This window comes from Psychrobacter sp. W2-37-MNA-CIBAN-0211, assembly GCF_040309405.1.
GTDB lineage: Bacteria > Pseudomonadota > Gammaproteobacteria > Pseudomonadales > Moraxellaceae > Psychrobacter > Psychrobacter glaciei.
On the sequence record NZ_JBEOOU010000007.1, the window covers coordinates 1 to 24,736 of the forward strand.

Sequence of the window (24,736 nt, forward strand, 5' to 3'; positions counted from 1 at the left end):
TTAGTTTAAAGTCGATGTCATACTTCATAAAATAACCCCCATAAGTTGTGTCCAACTTATGGGGGTCAGTTCAAAATAACGGGCTTTTTTATGCTTGATTGCTTCTTATGTCAAACAATCTATAAGTACTGAGCAAAAACAAACTCAGTACTTACTGCATTTTAAAACTTACTTATTAGCTAGTGCTTGAGTTGCAGCAACTTCAGCAGCGAAATCTTCTTGCTTCTTCTCAATGCCTTCACCAACTTCTAGACGTTTAAAGCCAAGTACTTTTACGCCTTCAGCTTTCAATACGTCACCAACTTTTTTCTCGTTGTCCATGACGTATGGCTGACGCAATAACGTTACTTCGTCTAGGTACTTACGTAGGCCACCTTCGATCATTTTTTCAACGATGTTATCAGGCTTGCCAGATTCTTTTGCTTTGGCTTCGATGATGTCTTTTTCGCGCGCTAGTACGTCAGCAGCGACGTCTTCGTCATCTACTGCAACTGGGTTGAACGCAGCGATATGCATGGCAAGGTTTTTGCCAGTGTCTGCACTGCCGCCTTCATAAGATACCACTACGCCGATACGTAGACCATGACGGTATGCAGCAATGTTAGCGCCTTCAAGTACTTCAACACGGCGGATTTGGATGTTTTCACCGATTTTTTGTACTAAAGATACACGTGCTTCTTCAACGGTTTGACCATCGCCGTAAGGCAATTCCGAAATAGCAGCAACGTCAGTCACGTTGTTCTCTAGAGCAATACTAGCCACTTTTTCTGCAAATGCATTGAAGCTGTCATCTTTTGCAACGAAATCAGTCTGGCAGTTAACTTCTAGCAAGAATGCTTTGTTGTCGCCTTGAGCGATGATGATAGCGCCATCAGCTGCGATGTTACCCGCTTTTTTAGCGGCTTTGGCTTGACCAGACTTACGTAGGTTATCAATGGCAGTTTCGACATCGCCGTTTGACTCTTCCAACGCTTTTTTACATTCCATCATGCCAAGACCAGTACGGTCACGCAATTCTTTTACCATTTTGGCAGATACTTTTACTTCTGACATAAGAGTTACCTTTATATTGTTATGTATGGGAGTGCTTAACTTCTATTCAATATTTTCATACTATTTATAGAAACTATCTATCTATAGGTACTATGTTTTATAAATACTATACTTTATAAGTACTATATTGCTCTTGTAGTGATGATTGCTATTGTGATGAAAGTGCTCATCGTTGCTTGGGATAGCAGAAGTCGTTGTGATAACAGACCTTGTGTATCATGAGGGCAACTATAAACGATAATACTCGCCTATTAACAAACAATCCATCAACAATAAGGCATGACGAGTAAAACTACATCATGCCTATTGTGAGCTTGTACGTATACGCTGTTAATACCTTTATATGGATGCTGATAGCATAACTATCAATACATCCTTACAAAGGCAAACCTTTTAGGTCAGCTATTTATTCTGCTGGAGTTGCTGCTTCTTCAGTAGCCGCTTCAGCTGGTGCTGCTTCAGTAGCTGCAACAGGTGCTTCTTGCTCAGCTTTGCCGCCTGCTTGAGTCTGTGCGTATTCTTTACCAGCAATAATCGCATCAGCCATAGAAGTTACATACAAAGTCACTGCACGGATAGCATCATCGTTTGCTGGAATGATGTAATCAACGTTATCTGGGTTTGAGTTGGTATCAACGATACCGATAACTGGGATACCTAGATTTTTGGCTTCTTTGATAGCAATCGCTTCATGATCTACGTCTACAACGAAGATTGCGTCAGGTAGGCCGCCCATGTCTTTGATACCGCCTAGTGAACGCTCAAGTTTTTCCATGTCGCGAGTACGCTCTAACGCTTCACGCTTAGTAAGCTTAGCGAAAGTACCGTCTTCTGCTTGTTTTTCTAGCTCTTTTAGACGGTTGATTGACTGGCGAAGTGTTTTCCAGTTAGTCAACATACCACCTAACCAGCGATGGTCAACGTATGGCATGCCAGCGCGGGCAGCTTGTTCACGGATGATACCGCTAGCAGCGCGTTTAGTACCAACAAACAATACTTTGTTTTTCTTAGCAGCTAACCCGTTTACGTAAGTCAATGCTTCGTTAAACGCTTTTACAGTGTGCTCTAAGTTGATGATGTGAATCTTGTTACGTGCACCAAAGATGTATGGTCCCATTTTTGGGTTCCAAAAACGTGTTTGGTGACCAAAGTGAGCGCCGGCTTGTAGTAAGTCGCGCATTTCGATTTTGGTTGGATTCTTTGTAGCCATGTGAAATTCCTAGTGGTTGGGTTATGCCTCCACATCACAAAAACTGCCTATTTAGCGACACGCATCTGCTGAGGGTCAATGCTTATGAATACCGCACTAACTTTTTGCAAATTAATCAAGTCGCCAAACACCCAGCAATTTTTTGCCATGATGTGTGTGTCATTGGTTGATGGGTTGGTTTAAAAAATGAGCTATGATTTGAACTTAGCGATAAACACTAAGTTATAAAATAACTGCGCTGTATTTTATCATAAAAGCACAGCTTACTGCTAGCGCTATTATTATGAGCCGCACAAGCTAAATATCAAATAAATGAACAAGCTATGGGACAAACCTTTGGATAAAAACCATAAAAAAAACGACGCTTTAACGTCGTTTTTTCGCTGATTACTATCATTGGATCCACAGACAGCTACGTTCAGTGCCATGCTCAAAGGATCAGACACGCTCTAAGCGATACAAATACCAATCACCGCTTCGTAACCGCGCCAAGTAAATGGCGTGACATAGCTTTGGCGGTCTTTTGGTAAATAAGCGATGCTTGGCGCGCCCTCAATAATCTTGGGCGGTGAGATAATAAAATCTGAGCCAAACTCCGTACGTGCATTACCTGAGATGGTATTGGTCATCTCACCCAACAAGTCTTTCATCATCGTAATCGATGAATCTGGCTCGCCCATCACTTTTATGACTTCTCGCAACATTACGCTTGGCGCGCTCACATAGACGCAGCCTTCGATAGGTCCAGATATTTTAATGATGCCGCTATAATCATAACCAACGGCACTTTTATTACTATTCAAATATGGCGTATCAATCGCCACTGGCGTATCATCAATCTGCGCAAAGAATGCGCTGATTGAGCTTAAAAAGACGCCTAATTTTTCTACTTTAACCATAATAGTGTATTGTCCATAGCTAACATCGATGATGTGTGGGTGCTTAGTTTAATCTTGCAAACAAACCACAATTTCACCGACTTGACCGCGCCAAGTAACAGGAATGATAAAAGAGCGCTCATCGTGCGGCAGCACAATACTTTGCGGTGCGCCTTTAAAAACAAACGGCACAGAAATATGGAACTCTGAACCAAACTCTTTACGCGCATTACCCGCGATCGTATTGGCAACTTCACCAGCCAAATCGATGTAGTTTTCATCGCTTTTATCCGTTTCACCCATGCTGTCCAATATTGAAGACAGTAAATCACGGGTTGCCGAAAAATACACCACGCCTTTTTGTACCCCTGATATACCAATGACACCGGTATAGTCGTAGACTTTTGGCTGTTGATTTTCCAGTAAATAAGGCGTATCAACGATAAGTGATTCACTACCGAACTGATCAAAATAGTTGGTAATGATATTTAAAAAAATATGTAAATGTTGTTCTTTCATAATGACATCTGCTTAAATCGTTGGCTGAAGTTAGTCTTGCATAAGCTCATGTAAAGCTTCGACAAGCTCTTCTTCTGAAAAAGGCTTACATAAAAATCCACTTGCACCCAACGATAATGCTTCAATACCAGTCGATTTATCAGATAAGGCTGACACCACTAAAATACGAACTTCAGGATCGATCGCAATTATTTTTTCGATACACTCCAGACCGTCCATTTGTGGCATGGTCAAATCCATAGTAATGACATCAGGACGATGCACATTAAATTTCTCAATAGCTTGCACACCGCTGGTCGCCGTAGCCACCAACATAAACTCTCCTGAATCGTACGCACGCTGGATTCGGTTTCGAATGATATTAGAATCATCAACAATCATTAATTTATACATAACGTCTTTCTTATCCTCAATTAAGCTTTAGGCAAGGTAATGGTAAAGCGAGTCATTTTACCAAGCTCACTATTGACGTTGAGCTTACCGTCATACTCTTTTACTTGTGCTTTGATAATATCCAAGCCAACACCGCGACCACCATCTTCATCAGCGTGTTCTTTGGTCGAGAACCCTGACATAAACAGTTGCTTTAATAGCTCACCCTGACTCATTTGAGCAGTAGCTTCTGCATCAAAGCGACCTTTGGCGATGAGTTTTTGGCGAATGCTGTCGTAATCGATACCCTGTCCGTCGTCTTGCAAAGTGATAATGAGATCACGGCTATCACTCTGTATTTCTAGATCAATAGTACCAACGGCTGGTTTGTCAGCTGACTGACGTACCGCAGGCGTCTCAATACCATGTACCACAGCATTGCGTAACAGCTGAATACTTATTTCTTTGACGACATTTTTAAGATGGGGTGGTATCGCCGTGTGCGCTAACGTCTGACTGCTCAACTGCACTTGCTTACCTTGTCTTGCCGCGATGTCTTGCGCAAAACTTTGATAATAAGACAACTGATCATCATCCGACTCATCACTCAAATCAATATCAATATCATTACCGCTTGCAACAGGCATGCTCATGGCTGATTGATGCGTTGATTGGTTTTCGCTAGCGGCTGGTGTCTTAATGTTTGATGCAGGCGTGGCTGATGATGCTACCGATTGGGTCGCATGAGTATTGTTTGTTGCACTGACACTTTTTGGCGTGGCTTGGTTGATACGCTCACCCAATGTTTCGATGGTATTAGATAGGCTGAGCAAATCATCTAAATGCACTGCTAACGGCAAGAAGTTATTACCCGATAATTTGCCTTGGTTTTGCAACGCATCCAGCTTGTCTTCCGCATCGGATGCAATCTTAGTAAAGCTGTGCAGTTTCAGCGCAGAAGCTTCACCTTTTAAGCTATGCATTTCACGATAGATGGCTTTTAATTTACCTTCGAGCTCAAATTGTGAGCTACCTGGATTTTTCAAAATGTTATTCATCTTGTCGATGTGCGCTTTGGTATTGGTAATAAATTCATTAATAATTTTTGGATTGACGTTTAAGATGGTTGTTAACATCTCAATCTGCATGTCATTTTGTGAACGCTCTTTTTCTAGGCGCTGTTCTAAATATACGGCGTCTGAGACGTCATTGACGTTGACAAGAATACGAGCGATATCTTTATTTTCATAAACCCGCGAAAACTTGAAGTCTAAATAACGACTGTCGGCACCATCTGCTCCGTGAGCATTGTGCAACATGACTTTATTCAGTGGGTTTAAAGAATCAACCAGCTTTTCTTTCACACGCGGATTATATAGCTGCTCAATGAATTGGCGAGTGGTGTTTAGGTCTTTATCAGAAATACGACCACGCAAGACATTGGTAAAGTTTTCTCCTGCTAGGGTGTCAGCACCGATAATGTTGGTCAGTGCGCGAGAATGCTGCTGACCGATATTCAAATCTTTGTCTAGCAAGAAGAGACCCGTATTCACCGTCTCCATGATTTCTTGGGTTTCACGACGAGCGGCCAAAGCTTCTGCATCGGTATCACGCAGACGACGAACGAAGAAGAAAACGAAAATCAAGAAGTAAGCAAAGATAGCTGCAACACCCAATACCTGAATCAAACGGATGGTGTCGGCTTGGCGCTCCGTTTCTTCGTAAACCTCTTTCGTCAGCTGATCCAAAGCAGCATTCATTCGCAGACTAGATGTTTTAGCTTGCTCATAAGCCAGCGCTAACTCATCTGAAGAATCAACTCGAATGTCATTAGCACCCTCAAGATAGGTTAAAATTAGTGGTTTTAGATTATCCCAATCTTGCTGTGCCTCTTCTAAAGCAGCCACTTCAGTTGCTGTGGTTATATTAGGGATCTGATAGGTATTACCGGCACTATCAACATACTCAGAACCTTCACGCATACTAACAAGTAATCGATCGATATCTTGAGTGTTATTTTCGAGCCTTTCCCTAACACGTGTTTGATGAGGAGAGTTTATATGTTCACCTACGCTACTTTGTAAATCGAATAAATCTTTGATAATAACTTGAGCATTATTAGCGGTTTTATTAGATATATTTACTAGCGTAGTATTGCGCTCTAAAACGCTTGACGTATAAAACGTAAACGCTAGCAAAACTCCAATCAATGCCAAGAAGGCAACAATCGACAGAATCAAACCACGGTAACGGGAATTACCGCTCTTAATTGAAGCAGTCATAGCACATTCCTTTTAATATAGATAAATTTATATTTAATAGTTGTTTAAGCTGAGATCATAGGTGCTATCGCTTATTGCACTGTAGACTGCTGTAAAATCTGTTGCTGCTGTAGAGAGATTTTGGTCAAATCCGTACCGAACCATTTAGTCGTTAGTTTCGCATAGGTACCATTTTCTTTTAGCTCTGTTAACCCTGTATTAATTTGCTTAAGTAGTTCTGGCTTACTCTTATCAATAAGAAATACTTTACGAGCGCCATCTGCTTTGATGCTTTCATAATCAAAATACACTGGCTTTAGAGTTGGCAAATCGTTTAGGGTATAGCGCAGTACCCCTGAATCATCTACCACCGCATCGACCTTATCTTGTGCCATCGCTTCTACTGCTGCAAACGTCGTTGGATATTGCTCCAAAGCTCCAATTTTATAGTTACCTTGCGCCAGATATTCATAAGGTTCAGAACTGCTTAATACCCCTACTCGCAAATCACTGAGATCATTTAAGGAATTAATATTTAACGAGCTTTTTAAATATACAAGACTGGTAGGAAGCGGTGCATAGGCATCAGAAAGCAAGTATTTACTAGCACGATCATTACTGTACGTTAGTCCAGCTGCTACCATATCTCTACTTTCATTATCCAAGTTATCAAACAACCTTTCCCATGGGTCGTTATAAACCTCAACTTTAAACCCTTGATCTTCACCAATATGTTGGATTAGCTCTATATCGAATCCAGTGACATTTCCATATTCATCCTTAAACTCATAAGGTGCATAGTTTGCTTCGGTACCGACTTTTATTACTGGCGCAGTATCAGGCAGTTTACTGACAAACTCATCTTTACTTTCTGCTGCTATCGCCTTGCCAGTCGAGTTGGCGCTCTCTTGTGTAGAAGAATTACCACATCCGAATAAGCCAACACTTAACACAATCGGTAACATCCGATATATTTGCTTCATATCCCATCCTTAAAGTTTAAGGTTTTTCTACATTTTAGTGAATAACAATCTAGCAAGGTCGAATAATCATTAAATAATATTTGCTTACAGAAAGTTACTTAGGATGATAATTGAGCAACTCTGTGATTGCAATATTTATGTTTAGAGAATACATACAAATTGTTATATATAACAAAGACCGCATATATAATTATTAAACATAAGTATATTTATTTACGCTTTATCGTATTTTACGACCTAATAACAAGCATTATTTTAATTTTATAAAGGACATTTGTTTATTTTAACAAGTAAAAATGTATATACATTTTTTTAGTACAAAGCACACAAAAAAGCACTCACAACGCCTTTGACGTTTGAGTGCTTTTCAGGGAGTAAGTAAGGCATAATTTAATTGATCATTTAATGGCTCATTTGGGACTTATTCGGCATCATCAAGATTTAAATTACGATCTATCTGCCAAATCAAAAAGCAACCGAGACTCATTAAAGAAAACATGGCAATGCCGATTTTAAGTACTGGATTGACCGGAAATAGATTCAACAATAAACCGCCAAAAATACCCACGGAGAACATAAGAGAGCCTTGCAATGCACTTGCCATACCTGCGCGGCGTTTTTGGAAGGCTAAAGCAATCGCAGAGGCATTCGGCTGCGTCAAACCAAGACCCGCAATACAAAAGAAAATACAGACCAATACTAGTGGTAGCCACGCATCAGTACCCAAAAACAGACCTATCACGAATAGCACGCCTGCAGAAATAACTTGCATCATCGCACCAAAACGCAGAATACTCAGGATACGAAAGCGATTGGTGAGCCATTGGTTCAGCTGCGTTAAAGCGACAAAACCAGCCGCATTCATGCCAAAGAGCCAGCCAAAATGGGTCGCCGATACCCCATACGTATCCATGATCAATTCAGAAGCTGAGCTGATATAAACAAACATCGCACCCATCAACAGACCGCCACCAATCGCAGGATAATTAAAGGTGCGATCTTTCAGTAAGTCCCAGTATTGACTCAGGACTTCTTTGGCGGGACGCACATTACGGTTTTCTTCAGTTAGTGTTTCAAAAAAGAAAAATTTGGTGAGTAATAAGTTGAGCGTGCCAAAAGCGGCTAAAAACCAAAAAATAGAGTGCCATGTAAAAAAACGCAAAAATACTGCACCAAGTGATGGCGCTAATATCGGTGCTAAGCCCATCACCAATATCATGATAGAAAAGGCTTTGGCAGTTTGTTTGGCTGTTAGGCGATCGCGAATCGCGGCACGGGTAACCACAGCCCCCACGCAAGCCCCCAGTGCCTGAAGGGTGCGTCCCACAAACAATACATATTCATCGTTTGTGGTTGCACAGATGATGGATGCGATGACATACAACGTCATACCTATATATAGAGGTTTGACGCGACCAACACGATCACTAAACGGACCATAAAATAGCTGACCAAATACCAAGCCCAAAAAATACGCTGGCACAGAATTGGCCATAAAGGCAGTGGATACACCAAAGTCATCTGCCATCGATGGTAATGCTGGCAAATACATATCAATAGACAGCGGCCCTACTGCCACTATGAGTCCGAGCATCATGATCCATGCTACAGGCAAATCGGCAGAGCGCACTCGTTCAGAGGCAAGTGGTTTATTGGGCAAAGAAGACTTTGGAGCAGACATAGTGAGACCGTTTTGTATAATGGTTATTATTTTATTATTCAGGCTTTGCGTGTGGCCAGTTTTTATTCAGGATAAAGGTATTCAAAATAAAAAACTGGCAGCAAATCAATAATGCATATTTATGCACAGATACACAAGCAGACAGTGTTATATCTTACTGTCTGCTTGTATTTCAATAGCTCTATGCTATTAATAAAATAAACACTAACAACAAAAACAACCTTTCACGAAGTACCTAAGATTTCTAACGGAATTGGCGCTTGGCAAATGCAGTGCTGGCTTGCTTGGCTTTTCTGAGCGCAAGCTTACGGTTGCGACCTAACATCATCTTTAGCTGCCAGACTTTTTCTTGATATAACGTCAACGCTGATTGTTCGTACATCGCATTGATGACACGTTTACTGGCCAGTACGGCATCTGGTGAGCGCTCTGCAAATTCAGCAGCGAGCTGTTGTGCTTGTGCTAAGGGTGTCTCGCTACAGTGACTGACGAGACCTAACTCTTTGCCTTCGGTTGCATCAATCGTACGGGCACTCATCGCCAGCTCTTTTAAGACATCGACGCGAACCACGCCCAATGCCGACTGAGTCAATCCCATATCAGGCACGAGCCCCCACTTGGCTTCCATAATAGACAAGTTACAATCAGGATGACTGATGCGCACATCACACGCCAGCGCCAGTTGTAGCCCTGCACCAATACAATACCCTTCTAGTACCGCAATCACAGGGACAGGCACATCACGCCAAACCAAACAGACACGCTGAAAGAGGCTCTGCCAAGGTTTCATTAACTCCCAAAGTGCAAAAGCTTTGTTTTTTGGGTGGTTTAAATCGCTCAAATCGATACCTGCACAAAACGTATCTCCAGCACCATTCAAAATCACCGCACGTATCGTTTTATCTTTACCAATGCGACCTGCTACTTTGATCAACTCATCTATCATCTGAAAGCTCATGGCATTCTTTTTTTCAGGACGGTTTAAAGTAACGGTTAAAATATGGTCAGTCACGCTGACTTGTAATGTTTTATACTGGTAAGTGGCAATCGCGTTCATAACAATCCTTATTAATAAATAAAATAAATATGCTGCTAATGATGCCAATATAACAGGGTTATATCTGTCATATCGCATGAATAACTGACTGTCAGGATACCAGCCATCTATCTATCAATAAAAACCAGCCAATTTGCAGACAAAACCATCTGATATATTAGCTGCCTCAAATCATCTTCCACGTCATATCATTTTCACTCAGACGATGATAATTCAGCTGCGCATAAGACGATAAATCCAGCGCTTGTAAGTTATTTAATGCCGTTAATAACGCTTCATAATAGGGCTCAAGCATCGCAAACTGTGCAGGCGTAGTGTGCTGAATATTCAACAAGCTCTTGTCTTCCAAATCTTGGCTGGCCTGACGTAGCTCTGGTACACCAGTATAGCGACTACCGCCCAAGATACGATGGGCAATTTGTGCAAGAGCACTACGGTCACGGGCATCCCACGCTTGAGTGAGGGCGCGCTTTTCCTCATTGATCGTATCGAGCATCATAATTATGAGCTTGGCTGCGAGATCCGGTTTATTCGCTGAGCGAGTCAGCGCATCTTGCCAGTCTAAGATATGGGAGGTGTTCGTATCATTAGCGCTTAGGTCGAGGTTTGTGTGCTCGTCTAACTTATCCTCGGTACTTGCTAGTACCTCAGGGTTGCTGCTGCCTGATATTTGGTACGGAGGGTACAGTAGCGATGCTTGTCTTTGCTGTTGATAGCGCAAGCTTTCATAGCGTGGCTGGCTTTCGCGCAGCGTTCCTTGTCTATAGTCCTCACGAGGCTGGCTATCCTTTAGATAGTCATCACGGATTTTTTTTAATGATAAAGGTCGGGTTACTTTTTGCTGATTGATAGCTTCGGACACCTGACCATGATAATCATCACTACCTTTAACCATCGGATAAGCCGGTGCTGTAGTGCCTACATACGAACCTAAAGGTTTTTCCACAGCGGTATTCGTTAAAGGGTCACTTTGTACATCAAAACCTTTTGCATCAAAACCTTTTGCATCAAAACCTTTTGCATCAAAATCTTTAGTAGCGATATCAGTACCAACATCAGTACCAACATCAGTACCAACATCAGTACCGATATTTTGAGTACTAGTATTTTGAGTACCAACCTCTTGCTCTGCATTGACTCCAGCCACAGCGGTTAACTGCGGCAATGTCGTTGTGCGTCCTAGCCATTTTTGCAGCACTTGTAACAACTGTGGTTGGCTAATGGGCTTACCCACATAATCGTTAATGCCACTCGCCATGAGCTTGTCGCGCTCGTCAGCCAATCCATGTGCCGTCAACGCAATAATGGGAATACGATTATCAGCATTCTCGATATTACGAATCTGTCGAGCGGCTTCATGCCCTGACATCCGCGGCATTTGTATGTCCATAAATATCAAGTCGATGCTGTTTTTATCTTGATTACTGGTTTTACTCTGAGCATTGGTTGTACTCTGAGTGGTGCTTTTGTCTTCATTATTGTTATCTTCAGAGTATAGGGAACTGTTGGCGGCTTTACCCACTTCGTCGCGCGTTTCCGCTTTTGAAATTTGGGTCTTTTTCGACAAACTTTGCTTATCAGCTTTGGCGGTTTTGATGTTTTTGGTTTGTTGCTTGCTGATAAGCTCTATGGCTTCAAAACCACTATTCGCCGTAATCACCTGAATGCCAAGCTCACTGAGTAAGGCATCAAGCACCAGTAGATTGGGCAGATGGTCATCAACTGCTAGCACGGTCACGCCTTTCCAGCGCGGCTCTTGCATATTTTTGGGTGCGCTGCGCTTCTGCGTATCAAGCATACCGTAGAGTTGGCGTTTGTCTAATGGCTCATACAATATATTGGCATGATAACGATTTAACAGCGCTTGATCGGCAGCGACCTGATAACCAAACACCGCCAGTTTGCCTTGATAATGCAGACGAATCTGTTTGAGCAGCGCCATCATATCGTCTTGTTTGTCATCATCGACGATGACCCAATCCCAATAATTGCCGCGCTCTTTTAGTGACTCAAGCACGCCTGGCAACGAATTGGCTTGGGTCAGCTTAATCGGTAAGTATTGCAAGCTGGCTTTGAGTACCTGTATCGAAGCAGGATGATTAATCCATACCAACACATTAAACTCATCCGTGGCACTTGCCAGCGGTGCTAACACGGGTAGCGCAATCGTCTGCCCAGTAGCCGCCTCTAGCACATCGACATGGGCTGGCATTCGAAACCAGAACGTCGCGCCTTGATTGGCAATGTTCTCTTGTGCATTATCATAAAAACCAATATCACCACCCATCAAACGGGTTAATTGCTTTGAAATAACCAGACCCAGCCCCGTACCACCATACTGGCGGGTAATTGAAGGATCGCCTTGGCTAAAGCTTTGGAACAGCATTTTTTGATCGGCTAAAGAAATACCCTTACCACTGTCTTGTACGCTAATCATCAAGTAATTGTCGCGATGGTCATCTAAGCTGACACGCACCACCACATCGCCACTGTCTGTGAACTTAATGGCATTGCCCACGATATTGGTCAGTACTTGTTTGAGGCGCAAGGCATCGCCATTCACGCGCATGGGCACATCATTATAGAACAGCACCGCCATGCGCAGCCCCTTTTCTGAGGATACCGGTGACAGCATGTCGACCACATCATAGATGGTGTCATACAAATCAAACTCATGGCGGTCGAGCACCAATTTGCCCGCTTCGATTTTAGAAAAGTCCAAGACATCATTCACTAAAGCGAGCAAGTGGGCCGACGATTTGCGTATGGTCTGCACATACAAGTCTTGTTCAGGATTGAGCTCGCCATGACGCGCCAGCAAATTAATAAAGCCGTCAATACTATTTAATGGTGTGCGCAGCTCATGGCTGATATTGGCCAAAAATGCAGATTTGGCTTGGCTGGTTGAGATGGCGGCATCACGTGCATTTCTAATAGAAATGTTTTGCATTTCCATCTCATCAAAGGCCAAACGCAAGTCATCTTCGGTTTGCTCAGCGTGGTCCTTAAGCTCTTGAAAGCTACCATGCAAACGGCGTAGAGTCCTAATTAGATCCTGTTGTAATAAATTAAGCTCACCAGTTGACTCGACCGAAGCGGGTTGGTATAGATTGTCGACATGGGTACGTTGTAATTGCAGGCGCAACTCATAAATTGGTGCAATCCAACGTTTTGAATAAATATTCAAACTCAGCAACAAGATTAAAATAGTAAACAAGCCAGTAATGACCAGTGCCATGGCGATACGGTAACGGGCGATATAGAGCGGCTCGTTGTCCATATCAATCATTAACCACAGCTGCTGACCGTCAAAATCACCCAGCATGCTGCCATAGGCGGTACCGATAGGTGTTGGCTTTTGCGATAAAAACTCCCCTGTCGTGGCGATCAGAGGCCACGCTTCATTCGCCCCATAACCTACCGTCACCAGTACTTGATTGCCCTCGTCAATAATCGCAATACGCTGTACATGCTGCTCAGACTGCATACGCCCAAGCCTATCTTGAAGGCCGCTAAGTGTAACAGCCGATTTTTGCGGTGCATCACTTGTATTGACCTCATCTATCGCTTGCTGACGCTGCTGCTCTAGTAATTCGGGAATACGCTCGGCAATCGTGGGTGTATAACGAATAAGCATTGCCTCTGCTAATGCTTCTTGCTCTGAGTTGCTGGCACGCATGGTTTCGTGAAAGACCAAGATACCACCGACCGCTGCTAATAAACAGATCGGCAAAAACACCAATATAATCAGCTGACCATAAGCGCTACTGGTATCAAAACGTTTCTTGTATGCCATACTGGGGTTACTCTCCACTGATATTTTTGCGATAAATACTCATGCTGCTTTCACGTCTTATGCCGCAGCCAATAACTGGTGCTCGATATTATCTTAACAGGATTTTATGAATGGCTGTTAAACATTCATAGCGCTTACCTTAACCTTTATAATCCCTACGAGAGAACCTCTATCCATTAATAATTTTGACAGTATCCATGTTCAAGTCTTTAATATCAGTAGCAATGCATTTACCAATAATACCTGATGTCATCAGCGCGGCTGAAAACAAAATGATATAATGACGCAACTTTTTATTTGTCATCATTTATACCTCGTCATATGACCAGATTAACGGCGTAATTACGACCCTCGCACTAATTGACTGGCTGACGATTGAGTAACAACCTTTATAGTAGCAGTCTCAGAATTTATAGGGATGGTCTCAAGCGATTGTTGGACGATAACAACAGTGTGTTAATCAGCAAGCCGTTATTTAAAACGCGGTGCTTCAGACGACTGTTAAATGAATAACGCTCTAAAAAATACCTAATATTAAATAAATTGTCCTCTAAAAAACCAATAAGGATACCTTATGTCCACGACGACCACGTCAAATGCCAACTTTATCACGCAAGTGACTGCCCTTGCCGATTGCGTCGGTCAAACACCATTGGTGAAACTTCAGCGTCTACCTGAGCAGGAGCACATTACAAACGGTGCGGTTTTGCTCGCCAAACTTGAGGGCAATAATCCTGCTGGCTCTGTCAAAGACCGTCCTGCTTTTAATATGATTTATCAAGCAGAACAGCGCGGCGACATAAAGCCTGGAGATATGCTGATTGAAGCCACCAGTGGCAATACAGGCATTGCTTTGGCTATGGTCGCTGCGATGCGTGGCTACCCGATCACCCTACTGATGCCGACCAATTCGACTCAAGAGCGCAAAGACGCCATGATTGCTTATGGTGCGACGTTGATTGAAGTGGACGAAGGTATGGAAGCGGCGCGTGATTTGGCATTGCAGATGCAAACGGATGGCAAAGGCATCGTCTTAGATCAGTTTAATAACCTCGATAACAGACAAGCCCATTATCTAACGACTGGCCCTGAGCTATGGGCGCAAACTGCGGGTAAAATAACCCACTTTATTAGCTCGATGGGCACGACTGGCACCATTACTGGTGTCTCACAATACTTAAAAGAACAAAACCCAGCGATCAAAATCATCGGTCTGCAACCTGACGAAGAAGCGTCTATTGCCGGTATCCGCCGTTGGCCTGCCGCTTATATGCCAGGTATTTTTGATGCAGACTTGGTCGATGAAGTGATGGATATCGACCAACATATCGCTGAAGTTTATATGCGCAAACTGGCCAAAACCGAAGGTATCTTCGCTGGGGTATCTTCAGGCGCCGCTGCATGGGCTGCCGTACAGGTGGCTAAAGAAAATCCTGATGCCGTTATCGCCTTTATTGTCTGTGATCGTGGAGACCGTTATTTATCGACGGGGCTGTATAGTGTCGATGATAGTGTCGATGACAGCGTAGACAACGCAGCACCATAATCTCGAAATTAATTAGGTTTATCTATGTCACATGCCCTACCCTCCGACCCTATATTGGTCTTTGATATTGAAACTGTCGCGGATACAGCTGCCGCGCGCCGTATTTACCCGCAGCTGGCCGATCTAAATGATGCGGACGCACTGAGCGCATTGACAGCGCTACGTACACAAGAGGCTGGGCACGATTTTATGCGTTTGCCGCTGCAACGTATTGTTTGTATTTCAGCGTTATATATAAAAGATGGCAAGTTGTCGTTGTTTTCGTTGACTGCAGATAAGTTCAGCGAAAAGGAAATTCTCGTTAAATTCTTTCGAGCGTTTAGTGACATTGAAAAATTACCGCAGCTGATCAGCTGGAATGGTTCAGGTTTTGATATTCCGGTATTGATTTACCGCGCCATGCAGTATGACCTTTCAGCACCATGGCTGTTTGAGGAAGGCGAACGCATCAAAAACATGCGCTTTGATAATTATGTCAATCGCTTCCATACTCGCCATCTTGATTTGATGGACAGATTTAGCCAATACGGTGCCAGTCGCCGCGAAGCGATGGATATCGTCGCAAGCTTGTATGGACTTCCCGGCAAAACCAGTGTCGATGGCAGTATGGTTGGCGATCTTGTCAGCAATGATGATTGGCAGACGCTGTCTATTTATTGCGAGTCTGACGTGATGAATACCTGGCTAATCTATCTGCGCTGGCTGCGTTTAACGGGTCAACTGTCCTCACAAGATTTTGATGCTTGGCAGCAGCAAAGCCATGACTATCTAGCAAAATATACCCAAGCCGATGGCAGTGCACGTCATCAAGAGTTTATTGCTGATTGGTCATTTACGCCGTCAGTATAAGCATGATTCGTTGTACCAATCTCCGTACTCACCTTTTTAGTTATTTATTATTTATTTAAGGCAGGTTTATGCAACCCACCGATTCAAAAACATCTACCGCAGCTGATGCAACGCTGCAGGCGAACGATACCCAAACCATTACCATCCCGCCTAACAAGAAAAAATCCAAACCGTCATCAAAGACCCGTCGCCGTCTAAAAGAAGCTGAACCTTTACCTTTCAATATTGATGGGTTGTCACATGATGGTCGCGGAGTGGCAGTATATGGCAATGGCTTAGGTGAAGCAGAAGGTCATGCCGTAGACAAGCATGGTAAAAAAGTCTTTGTCAGCTTTGCTTTGCCGGGTGAAAGCGCTTTGGTCAAGCTTACCAATAGCCGAACCAGCTTTGAGGAAGGTGACGCGATCAGCATCACTGCCAACCCAAATCCTGAACGTGTGGTACCGCCCTGCCCGCACTTCGGTGTCTGTGGTGGCTGTAACTTGCAGCATTGGCAGCCAGATGCCCAGATTAATTTTAAGCAGTCTGTCCTTGCTGAAATGCTGATGCATCAAGCCAAAGCCGAGCCCGATCATTGGCTAGCACCTGTAATCGGTGATCGCCTTGGTTATCGCACCAAAGCAAGAATGGGTGTGCGTTATGTGACCAAAAAAGAAACCGCCTTGGTGGGCTTTCGTGAACGCTCAAGTAACTTTTTGGCTGAGCTAAATGAGTGTCATATTCTAGATCCTCGTATTGGCTTTGAGCTTGAAAACTTAAAAACTCTTATCAGCACTCTAGAAAGCCGTGACAAGATTGCCCAGCTTGAATTGGCGATGGGTGAAGAGATGCCAGACCTACCAGATGGCAAACAGCCAGTCGCCCTCATTGTGCGTAACTTAGCGCCGTTATCTGATGCTGATGTAGAGAAGCTAAAGGTGTTTTTTGCCGCGCGCAATTGGCAGCTTTATTTACAATCGAAAGGCGTTGACAGCATCCAGCGTATCGCCTTGACGGATGCTGATGACCTGAGTCAGAAATTTGGACGTTTGTATTACCAACTGCCAGAGTACGACCTTACTTTTGAATTTATCCCAACAGATTTCACCCAAGTTAATCTATCGGTGAACCGTCAGATGACCAAACTTGCTTGTGATTTATTAGACCTAAAAGCCGGTGAACGAGTGCTTGATTTATTCAGTGGTTTGGGTAACTTTAGCTTGCCATTGGCACGATTGGTTGGCGAGACTGGCTCTGTCGTCGGTGTTGAAGGTAGCGAGGCAATGACCGCACGCGCCGCTGACAATGCACGTCGTAATGGTATAAATAACACTGAATTCTATAGCCAAGACTTAACGCAAGACTGTACTGATAAGCCTTGGGCCAACCAAGGCTTTGATGCGCTATTGATCGATCCGCCTCGTTCTGGCGCGTGGGAGATTATGCAGTATCTACCGAAGTTTAACGCCGAGCGTATTGTCTATGTCTCTTGCAACCCTGCAACGCTCGCCCGAGATACAAAAGCATTGTTAGAGCAAGGCTACCGTCTGACTCATGCTGGCGTAATGGATATGTTTTGCCATACTGGACATGTTGAGTCTATTGCGCGCTTTGAAAAGGTCACTAATTAACATTGATTTTTTTCGCATATGTCATCGTATGAGTTACTAGGCATACTATCAACACATTTTGCCTATTCATAAATTAGGTCAAAGTATGCTATTAAAGTAGCCGATATGTTAATCGATATGTTAATCATAGTGACATGAGCATTACAGAGCCTCTCTTGATTTGTCGTCTTAAAATGAGATAATAATAGTCGTTCTTTCTATGCTTATTTAATCAGCATACAGCAGTTATTAACACTCATAATCTTACATATTCTACGTACAACTCTATGGCTGCTAAAAATGGATTTTTAGCGGCTGTATTGATTTCTAGTTGCCCACTTATATATTGTATAAGTTTGGGTTTCGTACGTAGTAGATGAGGTTATAATCAATTCGAAATAGCTAAGAGGAGTCGGCTATGGTAAAAATTCGTGAAGGATTACCGTTGGTAGATGGACAGACCACACAAGCCGACAGTGCGACGTTAGCGGCACAACTGGTTGCGAGTCAACGCTCTCATCAGTCTGCTAATAGCTATGCTCAAATTCCACTCGATATCAAATACCAACTGGCCACTCATAAGCTGCATACGACTTTTGATCGCTCTGCACAGCATGCTTACCACAGTCATGACCCAAATCTTGAAAATGAGTATTTGGACAACCAGCTTTTAGATGATGCTCATATTCTCTCAGAAGAGGAGCTTGAAGCAATCGATCTAGACAATGCCAATATTGATGTACCTGCGTGGTTAGATAACGTGGCCAAGCGTATCGGCCAAGAGTCTGTGCCCAACCTCAGCGCTGCCTGTGACTTTATCCGTAGTCATATGAATACCAGCGAATCTGAGCGCTCCGGTGCTTATGTCACTGGTATTGGTATGACCGATATATTGACCTACCTCTATCAAGATGAAGATGCGCTGGTTGCTGCAATGCTCTATCGTAGTGCCCGAAAATCAATCATCAGTCTGACTGAAATTGAGCAAAAATTTGGCAAAGACATATCCACCTTGGTCAAAGATACTTTGGCAATGGGTAAACTGTCGGAAATTATCGAAAGTAACAAACGCTTAGAAGATCACTTCGTAAACAATCAACGTGACCAATTATCAAACATCTATAGCATGCTCATATCCGTCACCAATGACGTGCGTGTAGTACTGATCAAGCTGGCTGAACGTACCTTCGCCATGCGCGAATTGACCTTTTCTCACTTAGAGCGGCAAAATCGAGTGGCACGTGAGGTTATGACGATCTATGCGCCACTGGCCCATAGATTGGGTATCGCCCAACTAAAATGGGAGCTTGAAGACCTCGCCTTTCGATATCTCGCCCCTGAGCGTTATAAAGAAATAGCCAAGCTATTGTCAGAAAAACGCAGCGAACGTGAGTCTTATATTCAGCGCGTGCAAGATAAGCTCAATGAAGCCTTGGCGGAAGCAGATATCGCGGGTGAAGTGTCAGGACGCGTCAAGCACATCTATTCTATTTATCGAAAAATGAAGCTCAAAGGCTTATCTTTCGATCAGCTTTATGATATTCGTGCGCTGCGTGTGTTAGTGACCAATCCTTCCGACTGTTACCACGTTTTAGGATTGGTACACGGTCTGTGGCGCTATATCCCTGAACAGTTTGATGACTATATTACCAATCCTAAATCAAATGGCTATCGCTCGCTGCACACGGCGGTGATTGCCGAAAACAAATCGCTTGAAGTACAGATTCGTACCCATGAGATGCATTTTGAGGCTGAGCTTGGCATGTGCGCGCATGTCAATTACAAAGAAGGGCTAAAAAACAAAAAAGACAACTATCTCAACCAGAGAATTAGCTCACTGCGTCAACTACTTTCTATCAATAATGAAACACGCAATCAGCCACGTTCGTCCATGCTGACCGGTGATGAGCTAGAAGAAATAGAGTTCGATGAAGAAGAGCAACTGGTTGATTTTGATGAGCTTGAGCGCATTTATATCTTTAGTCGTGATGGTGATATTACCGAACTTCCGAAAGGCGCGACCGTCCTTGATTTTGCCTACTATGTACATACCCAAGTCGGTAACCGTGCGCAAGCCGCTCGGGTCAATCAACGCTATGTGCCTTTGACTTATCAGCTCAAAACTGGTGAGCAAGTTGAGATTATTACCAAAGCTTCTCGCGAGCCCAATCGTGATTGGCTGGTTGCCTCACTCGGTTATATTCATACCAATCGAGCACGCTCAAAGCTGCGTCAATGGTTTAACAAGCAAGACCGCGACAAAAATATTGAGATCGGTCGGCACATGCTGAGTAAAGAGTTGGAGCGTTTATCCGTCCACCCCAACAGTATTGATTTAAATGATTACACTCAGTTTTTTCACGTCAATAATACAGACGACGTCATTGTTGGTTTGGTCACAGGTGATATCAGCCTAAACCAGCTGACCAGCCATATCTCTCGTCAGCTACACTTAGAGCCAGAGAGACCTGAGGAAGATTTCACACCCAGTGTCGATGCTAGAGATGCTGGCAAAATTGATGCCTATAAAATTCATATCGACGGTCTGGACAATATCGAAGTCAACTTAGCAGGCTGTTGTCATCCTGTACACGGTGAGCCGATTGCAGGTTACATCACTTTGTCACGCGGCGTTAGTGTGCATAATCGGGGCTGTCCAGAATATTTGCGCCTTATTGAACGTGACCCTGAGCGCCAGATAGATGCTGCTTGGCGCGTAAAATCAGGTCGTTACCAACCCGTAGACATTCATGTAGAAGCTTATGATAGACGTGGATTGTTGCGCGACTTAACTCAAATTATTGACAAAGAAAATGTCAATATTCGTCAAGTTGAGACCCTGAGCAATGATGACAATATTGCCTTTTTAAAGTTTCATATTGAGGTGTCAGGATTGGCGCATTTGTCCAAACTCTTAGCCAAACTTGAACAGCAGCATGGCATATTACATGCACGGCGTGCGGTTGCTTAAGTAAAATGCTAAGGCTTTGTGCAAACCTATCCATTTAATAATCGAGTTATTACCAAAAACACTATGCCTGAATTGCCTGAAGTAGAAACAACCAAAACCAGCTTAACCCCTCTATTGGGGCAACAAGTGATTGATGTAAAAGTATTCCAGCCAAAGCTGCGCTGGTCTATGCCTGACGATTTAGATGCCTTGGATGGTTATACCTTAGGCAGCATCGAGCGACGAGCAAAGTATTTGATATTAAATTTCTTACCGCCCTTATCTAAGAATAACGCTACTACTGAGCTTGCTACATTGGCACCGCGGCAACTTCTCATTCATTTGGGTATGTCCGGTAGTTTACAGCAGCACAGTAAGGGTACAGAGAAGCGAAAACATGACCATTTGGTGATGGTATTTGGTAGCACTGATAAAAAGCAAATACAATTACACTATCATGATCCTAGACGCTTTGGCTCGGTGCTGTGGCATGAGGATTATGGTGCTAAGCTGTTAGATCACTTGGGTGCTGAGCCTTTATCAGAGGAATTCACTGCTGATTACTTGTATCAGCTCATCCAACGCACGGATCTATCTGATAAAACCGCCATTGAAACTACGGCTGGTAAAAAAACAGCGAGTAAAGCAAAATCGAAAAAGCGGCCAATCATGCGAGCTATCAAATCCGTCATTATGGAACAGCAAGTGGTCGTTGGCGTTGGCAATATATACGCGACCGAAAGCCTGTATCTATCAGGGATTCATCCTGCGACCCCTGCTCATCAATTATCGTATGATGATATTGTTATTTTGGTCGATCATATTAAAACCATTCTACAAAAAGCGATAGCGCTTGGTGGCTCGACCTTACGAGATTTCACGGTCGCTAGCGGGCAAACCGGATATTTTCAACAGACTCTAAATGTCTATGGTAGACAGGGTGAAGCTTGTCCCCACTGTCAAACGACGCTAGAAAATATCAAGCTAAATGGACGTGCTAGCGTTTACTGCCCCGACTGCCAGCCCCTAGCGTAGTAAGTAAAATGCTACGACATACTTGATAAGTATTAATGTTATCAAGCCTCACCGATACAGTAGAAAATATTTTTTAAGGTGAGTAAGATTGATGATTACAGTAGCTGTATCGCACGCATTTTTGTTGCTTATTGGCCTACGTCTTGCTTTAATAGTGAAAGAGCTTACATAAATAGTGCAAACCATTTATTTATCTGTAATAATTAATCTATTTATCGTTGCCGCATTGCTCGTATAGGGAAGTTGTCTCTGTATGAAAATAGCAGCAGCCATCCATTATACTGCTTACGAGTTTTAGGATATCATTATGACTGTTAAAGCCCATACACAGCGCACCGTCAAGCGCAAAATTTTTACCCTGATTACAAGCGTAAGCTTGATTGTGGCCAGTATGCAACCTGCTTTGGCAGCGATAGAAATAGATGAAGATGACTTTGGGCCTTCTTATGGCACTATGGCAGTAGATACCATCGTTGGCAAGCCACTGGGTTTAGTGACTGCTGTGGCTGGTACGGCAGCTTATATTGTCAGCCTCCCTTTTTCTCTAATCGGTGGTAACGCTGATCAAGCTCAGCAGAAGCTATTTGTAGAGCCTTGGGATGCGATGGGACGGTGCTTAGGCTGTACGGTTGCCGAAGACAACTACTATAAGTCACAAGTCAGCAATAACAATATCGTACGTATTGTCGTTGACCAACCATCAGAGATTTTGATCAATACAAATGATTATGTGATAGTTACCCCTTAAGACAATCACTCCATCAAGCGATCATTCTACAAGATGAGCATCTGCTAAATATTCAAATTTATTTCAACACTGTCTAATTACTACCAACAATGACTTATAGACCGACAATAAAAAAGGCTAACATGATGTTAGCCTTTTTTTTATAAATTTATTGGTACTAATATAAGCTACTAAGCACCTTTCTTACGACCATGACGCTTACGCTCACTTTCAGTCAAGTAACGCTTACGTAGACGAATCGCTTTAGGTGTTACTTCAACCAATTCGTCATCTTGGATGAACTCAAGTGCTTGTTCAAGCGTAAACTTAACTGCTGGAGTCAACGTTAATGCTTCATCAGTACCACTAGCGCGAACGTTAGTTAACTGTTTAGCAGTCGTTGGGTTAACAGCCATATCATCGTTACGTGAGTTAAGACCAACGATCATACCTTCATATACTTCAAGCTGCGGCTCAGCGAATAATTTACCGCGCTTTTGCAAGTTGAACAATGCAAAGCCTAGGCAAACGCCTTTAGCCATAGAAACGAGTACACCGTTAGAGCGGCCACCAACATCACCAATTTTCTGTGGACCATAATGTGAGAAGCTTGACGTCATGATTCCTGAACCTGATGTTAAGGTCAAGAATTCAGAACGGAAACCGATCAAACCACGTGCTGGCATAGTTGCTTCAATACGCATACGACCTTTGCCATCAAGTTCCATGTTAGTCATCTCGCCTTTGCGTAGACCAACCTGCTCCATGATAGAACCTTGATGCTCATCTTCAATATCGAACACAACGTTTTCATACGGCTCTTGTAGTTTACCGTCAACTTCTTTAACGATAACTTCTGGGCCTGAAACACCCATCTCAAAACCTTCACGGCGCATGTTTTCGATTAGTACAGATAAATGAAGCTCACCGCGACCTGATACTTTAAATTTATCAGGAGACTCAGTGTCTTCTACACGTAGTGCAACGTTATGAATCAATTCACGCTCAAGACGCTCACGAATATTACGTGAAGTCACAAACTTACCATCACGACCAGCGAACGGTGAGTTGTTTACTTGGAAGTTCATTGATACGGTTGGTTCATCAACCGTTAGTGCTGGTAATGCTTCAACGTTAGCTGGATCACAAATCGTATCTGAGATATTAAGTGCATCAATACCAGTGATACAAACGATATCACCAGCTTGTGCATCTTCAACATCAATACGATCAAGACCATGATAGCCCATGATTTTTAGAATACGGCCATTACGCGTGTTGCCATGCTTATCAATAACAGTTACTTGCGTATTAAGTTTAACTTTACCACGCTGGATACGACCAATACCGATGACACCAACGAAGCTATTGAAGTCAAGGCTTGAGATTTGCATGCGGAACGGTGCATCTGCATCCACTTGTGGTGGCTGCACAACATCAACGATTGTTTTGAACAGTGGCGTCATATCATCAGCTAAATCATCAGCTTCTAAGCCTGCAATACCATTCAATGCTGATGCATAAACAACTGGGAAATCAAGCTGCTCATCAGTTGCGCCTAGGTTATCGAACAAATCAAAAATTTGATCCATTACCCAATCAGGACGCGAACCAGGACGGTCAATTTTGTTGATAACAACAATAGGCTTTAGACCTTGCTCGAACGCTTTTTGCGTTACGAAACGAGTCTGTGGCATTGGACCATCAACAGCATCAACCACTAGAAGTACGCAGTCAACCATCGACATGACACGCTCAACTTCACCACCAAAATCGGCGTGACCTGGGGTGTCAACGATGTTGATACGATACTCTGTATCCGAAGATTTATCTGTCCAGCGGATAGCTGTGTTTTTAGCCAAAATGGTAATGCCACGTTCTTGCTCAATATCGCCTGAATCCATTGCACGTTCAGCAATGTTTGCACGATCGCCAAAAGTGCCAGATTGATGTAATAGTTTATCAACCAAAGTTGTCTTACCGTGATCAACGTGGGCAATAATTGCGATGTTACGCAGGTGTTTGATATCGTTCGCCATATAAAATGCTCTTTTCGTCTTAAAAAAAATGCAGTAGCAGTAAGCACCGCTGGATAAACTTTTACCATCAACCAGAGAGATATGACTACAGGACTTGTAAATGAGTACACAATAGGTGAATTCATTTAATTAATAGTAGTAAAATCAAATACCTATGCTGGAAAATCCATCGTACAGATAGCTATGCTAAT

At 43.2% G+C, this 24,736-nt stretch carries 17 protein-coding genes; 6 read left to right on the forward strand and 11 right to left on the reverse strand.

Going from position 1 to position 24,736, the window contains the following annotated elements; genetic code table 11:
• Positions 1–168: 168 nt before the first annotated feature.
• The 10 genes from tsf to AAEY72_RS08470 form a co-directional block, all read right to left on the reverse strand.
• Positions 169–1,053, reverse strand: a complete 885-nt coding sequence (tsf, locus tag AAEY72_RS08425) for a translation elongation factor Ts (protein WP_010201759.1) — start codon at positions 1,051–1,053, stop codon at positions 169–171.
• Between the two features lie 406 nt (positions 1,054–1,459).
• A complete protein-coding gene (rpsB, locus tag AAEY72_RS08430) occupies positions 1,460–2,263 on the reverse strand; it encodes a 30S ribosomal protein S2 (protein WP_010201760.1) in 804 nt (267 codons plus the stop codon).
• A gap of 449 nt (positions 2,264–2,712) precedes the next feature.
• Positions 2,713–3,162 (reverse strand): chemotaxis protein CheX, encoded by a 450-nt coding sequence (locus AAEY72_RS08435; protein WP_189582673.1) that lies wholly within the window; start codon positions 3,160–3,162, stop codon positions 2,713–2,715.
• Between the two features lie 48 nt (positions 3,163–3,210).
• A complete protein-coding gene (locus AAEY72_RS08440; RefSeq protein WP_189582676.1) occupies positions 3,211–3,660 on the reverse strand; it encodes a chemotaxis protein CheX in 450 nt (149 codons plus the stop codon).
• A gap of 30 nt (positions 3,661–3,690) precedes the next feature.
• Positions 3,691–4,053, reverse strand: coding sequence for a response regulator (locus tag AAEY72_RS08445; protein ID WP_189582679.1), 363 nt, complete (start codon positions 4,051–4,053; stop codon positions 3,691–3,693).
• 20 nt (positions 4,054–4,073) lie between these two features.
• Complete coding sequence (locus AAEY72_RS08450) at positions 4,074–6,314, reverse strand: ATP-binding protein (RefSeq protein ID WP_352310197.1); 2,241 nt, start codon at positions 6,312–6,314, stop codon at positions 4,074–4,076.
• Positions 6,315–6,385: 71 nt separating this feature from the next.
• The gene (locus AAEY72_RS08455) at positions 6,386–7,276 is read right to left on the reverse strand and encodes a substrate-binding periplasmic protein (protein ID WP_352310198.1); all 891 of its coding nucleotides are present in this window, start codon (positions 7,274–7,276) and stop codon (positions 6,386–6,388) included.
• 421 nt (positions 7,277–7,697) lie between these two features.
• Positions 7,698–8,957: a multidrug effflux MFS transporter gene (locus tag AAEY72_RS08460; RefSeq protein ID WP_240216483.1), complete on the reverse strand. Its 1,260-nt coding sequence runs from the start codon at positions 8,955–8,957 to the stop codon at positions 7,698–7,700.
• A 244-nt stretch (positions 8,958–9,201) separates the two neighbouring features.
• On the reverse strand, positions 9,202–10,014 hold the full coding sequence (locus tag AAEY72_RS08465) for a crotonase/enoyl-CoA hydratase family protein (RefSeq protein ID WP_201592687.1): 813 nt from the start codon (positions 10,012–10,014) through the stop codon (positions 9,202–9,204).
• A 166-nt stretch (positions 10,015–10,180) separates the two neighbouring features.
• Positions 10,181–13,810 (reverse strand): hybrid sensor histidine kinase/response regulator, encoded by a 3,630-nt coding sequence (locus AAEY72_RS08470; RefSeq protein WP_352310199.1) that lies wholly within the window; start codon positions 13,808–13,810, stop codon positions 10,181–10,183.
• Positions 13,811–14,384: 574 nt separating this feature from the next.
• Between AAEY72_RS08470 and cysM the strand changes: the two genes are divergently transcribed.
• The 6 genes from cysM to AAEY72_RS08500 all read left to right on the forward strand — a co-directional run bounded on the left by cysM (position 14,385) and on the right by AAEY72_RS08500 (position 22,527).
• Positions 14,385–15,356 carry a cysteine synthase CysM gene (gene cysM, locus AAEY72_RS08475; RefSeq protein ID WP_352310200.1) on the forward strand — a complete coding sequence of 324 codons (972 nt, stop codon included), beginning with the start codon at positions 14,385–14,387 and terminating at the stop codon, positions 15,354–15,356.
• 24 nt (positions 15,357–15,380) lie between these two features.
• Positions 15,381–16,205, forward strand: a complete 825-nt coding sequence (locus AAEY72_RS08480) for a 3'-5' exonuclease (protein ID WP_189582692.1) — start codon at positions 15,381–15,383, stop codon at positions 16,203–16,205.
• Positions 16,206–16,273: 68 nt separating this feature from the next.
• Positions 16,274–17,815, forward strand: coding sequence for a 23S rRNA (uracil(1939)-C(5))-methyltransferase RlmD (gene rlmD, locus AAEY72_RS08485; protein ID WP_352310201.1), 1,542 nt, complete (start codon positions 16,274–16,276; stop codon positions 17,813–17,815).
• Between the two features lie 397 nt (positions 17,816–18,212).
• The gene (locus AAEY72_RS08490) at positions 18,213–20,765 is read left to right on the forward strand and encodes a RelA/SpoT family protein (protein ID WP_010201773.1); all 2,553 of its coding nucleotides are present in this window, start codon (positions 18,213–18,215) and stop codon (positions 20,763–20,765) included.
• A 63-nt stretch (positions 20,766–20,828) separates the two neighbouring features.
• Positions 20,829–21,779 carry a bifunctional DNA-formamidopyrimidine glycosylase/DNA-(apurinic or apyrimidinic site) lyase gene (gene mutM / locus AAEY72_RS08495; RefSeq protein ID WP_194620879.1) on the forward strand — a complete coding sequence of 317 codons (951 nt, stop codon included), beginning with the start codon at positions 20,829–20,831 and terminating at the stop codon, positions 21,777–21,779.
• 307 nt (positions 21,780–22,086) lie between these two features.
• On the forward strand, positions 22,087–22,527 hold the full coding sequence (locus tag AAEY72_RS08500) for a hypothetical protein (RefSeq protein WP_352310202.1): 441 nt from the start codon (positions 22,087–22,089) through the stop codon (positions 22,525–22,527).
• A 170-nt stretch (positions 22,528–22,697) separates the two neighbouring features.
• Here AAEY72_RS08500 and typA read toward each other — a convergent pair whose 3' ends face one another.
• Positions 22,698–24,545 carry a translational GTPase TypA gene (gene typA / locus AAEY72_RS08505; protein WP_010201777.1) on the reverse strand — a complete coding sequence of 616 codons (1,848 nt, stop codon included), beginning with the start codon at positions 24,543–24,545 and terminating at the stop codon, positions 22,698–22,700.
• Positions 24,546–24,736: the final 191 nt, after the last annotated feature.

Coding starts and splice junctions, on each gene's coding strand:
- AAEY72_RS08460 (WP_240216483.1), bottom strand. CDS start 8,957: ATGTCTGCTCCAAAGTCTTCTTTGCCCAATAAACCACTTGCCTCTGAA.
- rpsB (WP_010201760.1), bottom strand. CDS start 2,263: ATGGCTACAAAGAATCCAACCAAAATCGAAATGCGCGACTTACTACAA.
- AAEY72_RS08500 (WP_352310202.1), top strand. CDS start 22,087: ATGACTGTTAAAGCCCATACACAGCGCACCGTCAAGCGCAAAATTTTT.
- AAEY72_RS08480 (WP_189582692.1), top strand. CDS start 15,381: ATGTCACATGCCCTACCCTCCGACCCTATATTGGTCTTTGATATTGAA.
- AAEY72_RS08490 (WP_010201773.1), top strand. CDS start 18,213: ATGGTAAAAATTCGTGAAGGATTACCGTTGGTAGATGGACAGACCACA.
- AAEY72_RS08470 (WP_352310199.1), bottom strand. CDS start 13,810: ATGGCATACAAGAAACGTTTTGATACCAGTAGCGCTTATGGTCAGCTG.
- typA (WP_010201777.1), bottom strand. CDS start 24,545: ATGGCGAACGATATCAAACACCTGCGTAACATCGCAATTATTGCCCAC.
- AAEY72_RS08445 (WP_189582679.1), bottom strand. CDS start 4,053: ATGTATAAATTAATGATTGTTGATGATTCTAATATCATTCGAAACCGA.
- AAEY72_RS08455 (WP_352310198.1), bottom strand. CDS start 7,276: ATGAAGCAAATATATCGGATGTTACCGATTGTGTTAAGTGTTGGCTTA.
- AAEY72_RS08435 (WP_189582673.1), bottom strand. CDS start 3,162: ATGGTTAAAGTAGAAAAATTAGGCGTCTTTTTAAGCTCAATCAGCGCA.
- AAEY72_RS08440 (WP_189582676.1), bottom strand. CDS start 3,660: ATGAAAGAACAACATTTACATATTTTTTTAAATATCATTACCAACTAT.
- rlmD (WP_352310201.1), top strand. CDS start 16,274: ATGCAACCCACCGATTCAAAAACATCTACCGCAGCTGATGCAACGCTG.
- tsf (WP_010201759.1), bottom strand. CDS start 1,053: ATGTCAGAAGTAAAAGTATCTGCCAAAATGGTAAAAGAATTGCGTGAC.
- mutM (WP_194620879.1), top strand. CDS start 20,829: ATGCCTGAATTGCCTGAAGTAGAAACAACCAAAACCAGCTTAACCCCT.
- AAEY72_RS08465 (WP_201592687.1), bottom strand. CDS start 10,014: ATGAACGCGATTGCCACTTACCAGTATAAAACATTACAAGTCAGCGTG.
- AAEY72_RS08450 (WP_352310197.1), bottom strand. CDS start 6,314: ATGACTGCTTCAATTAAGAGCGGTAATTCCCGTTACCGTGGTTTGATT.
- cysM (WP_352310200.1), top strand. CDS start 14,385: ATGTCCACGACGACCACGTCAAATGCCAACTTTATCACGCAAGTGACT.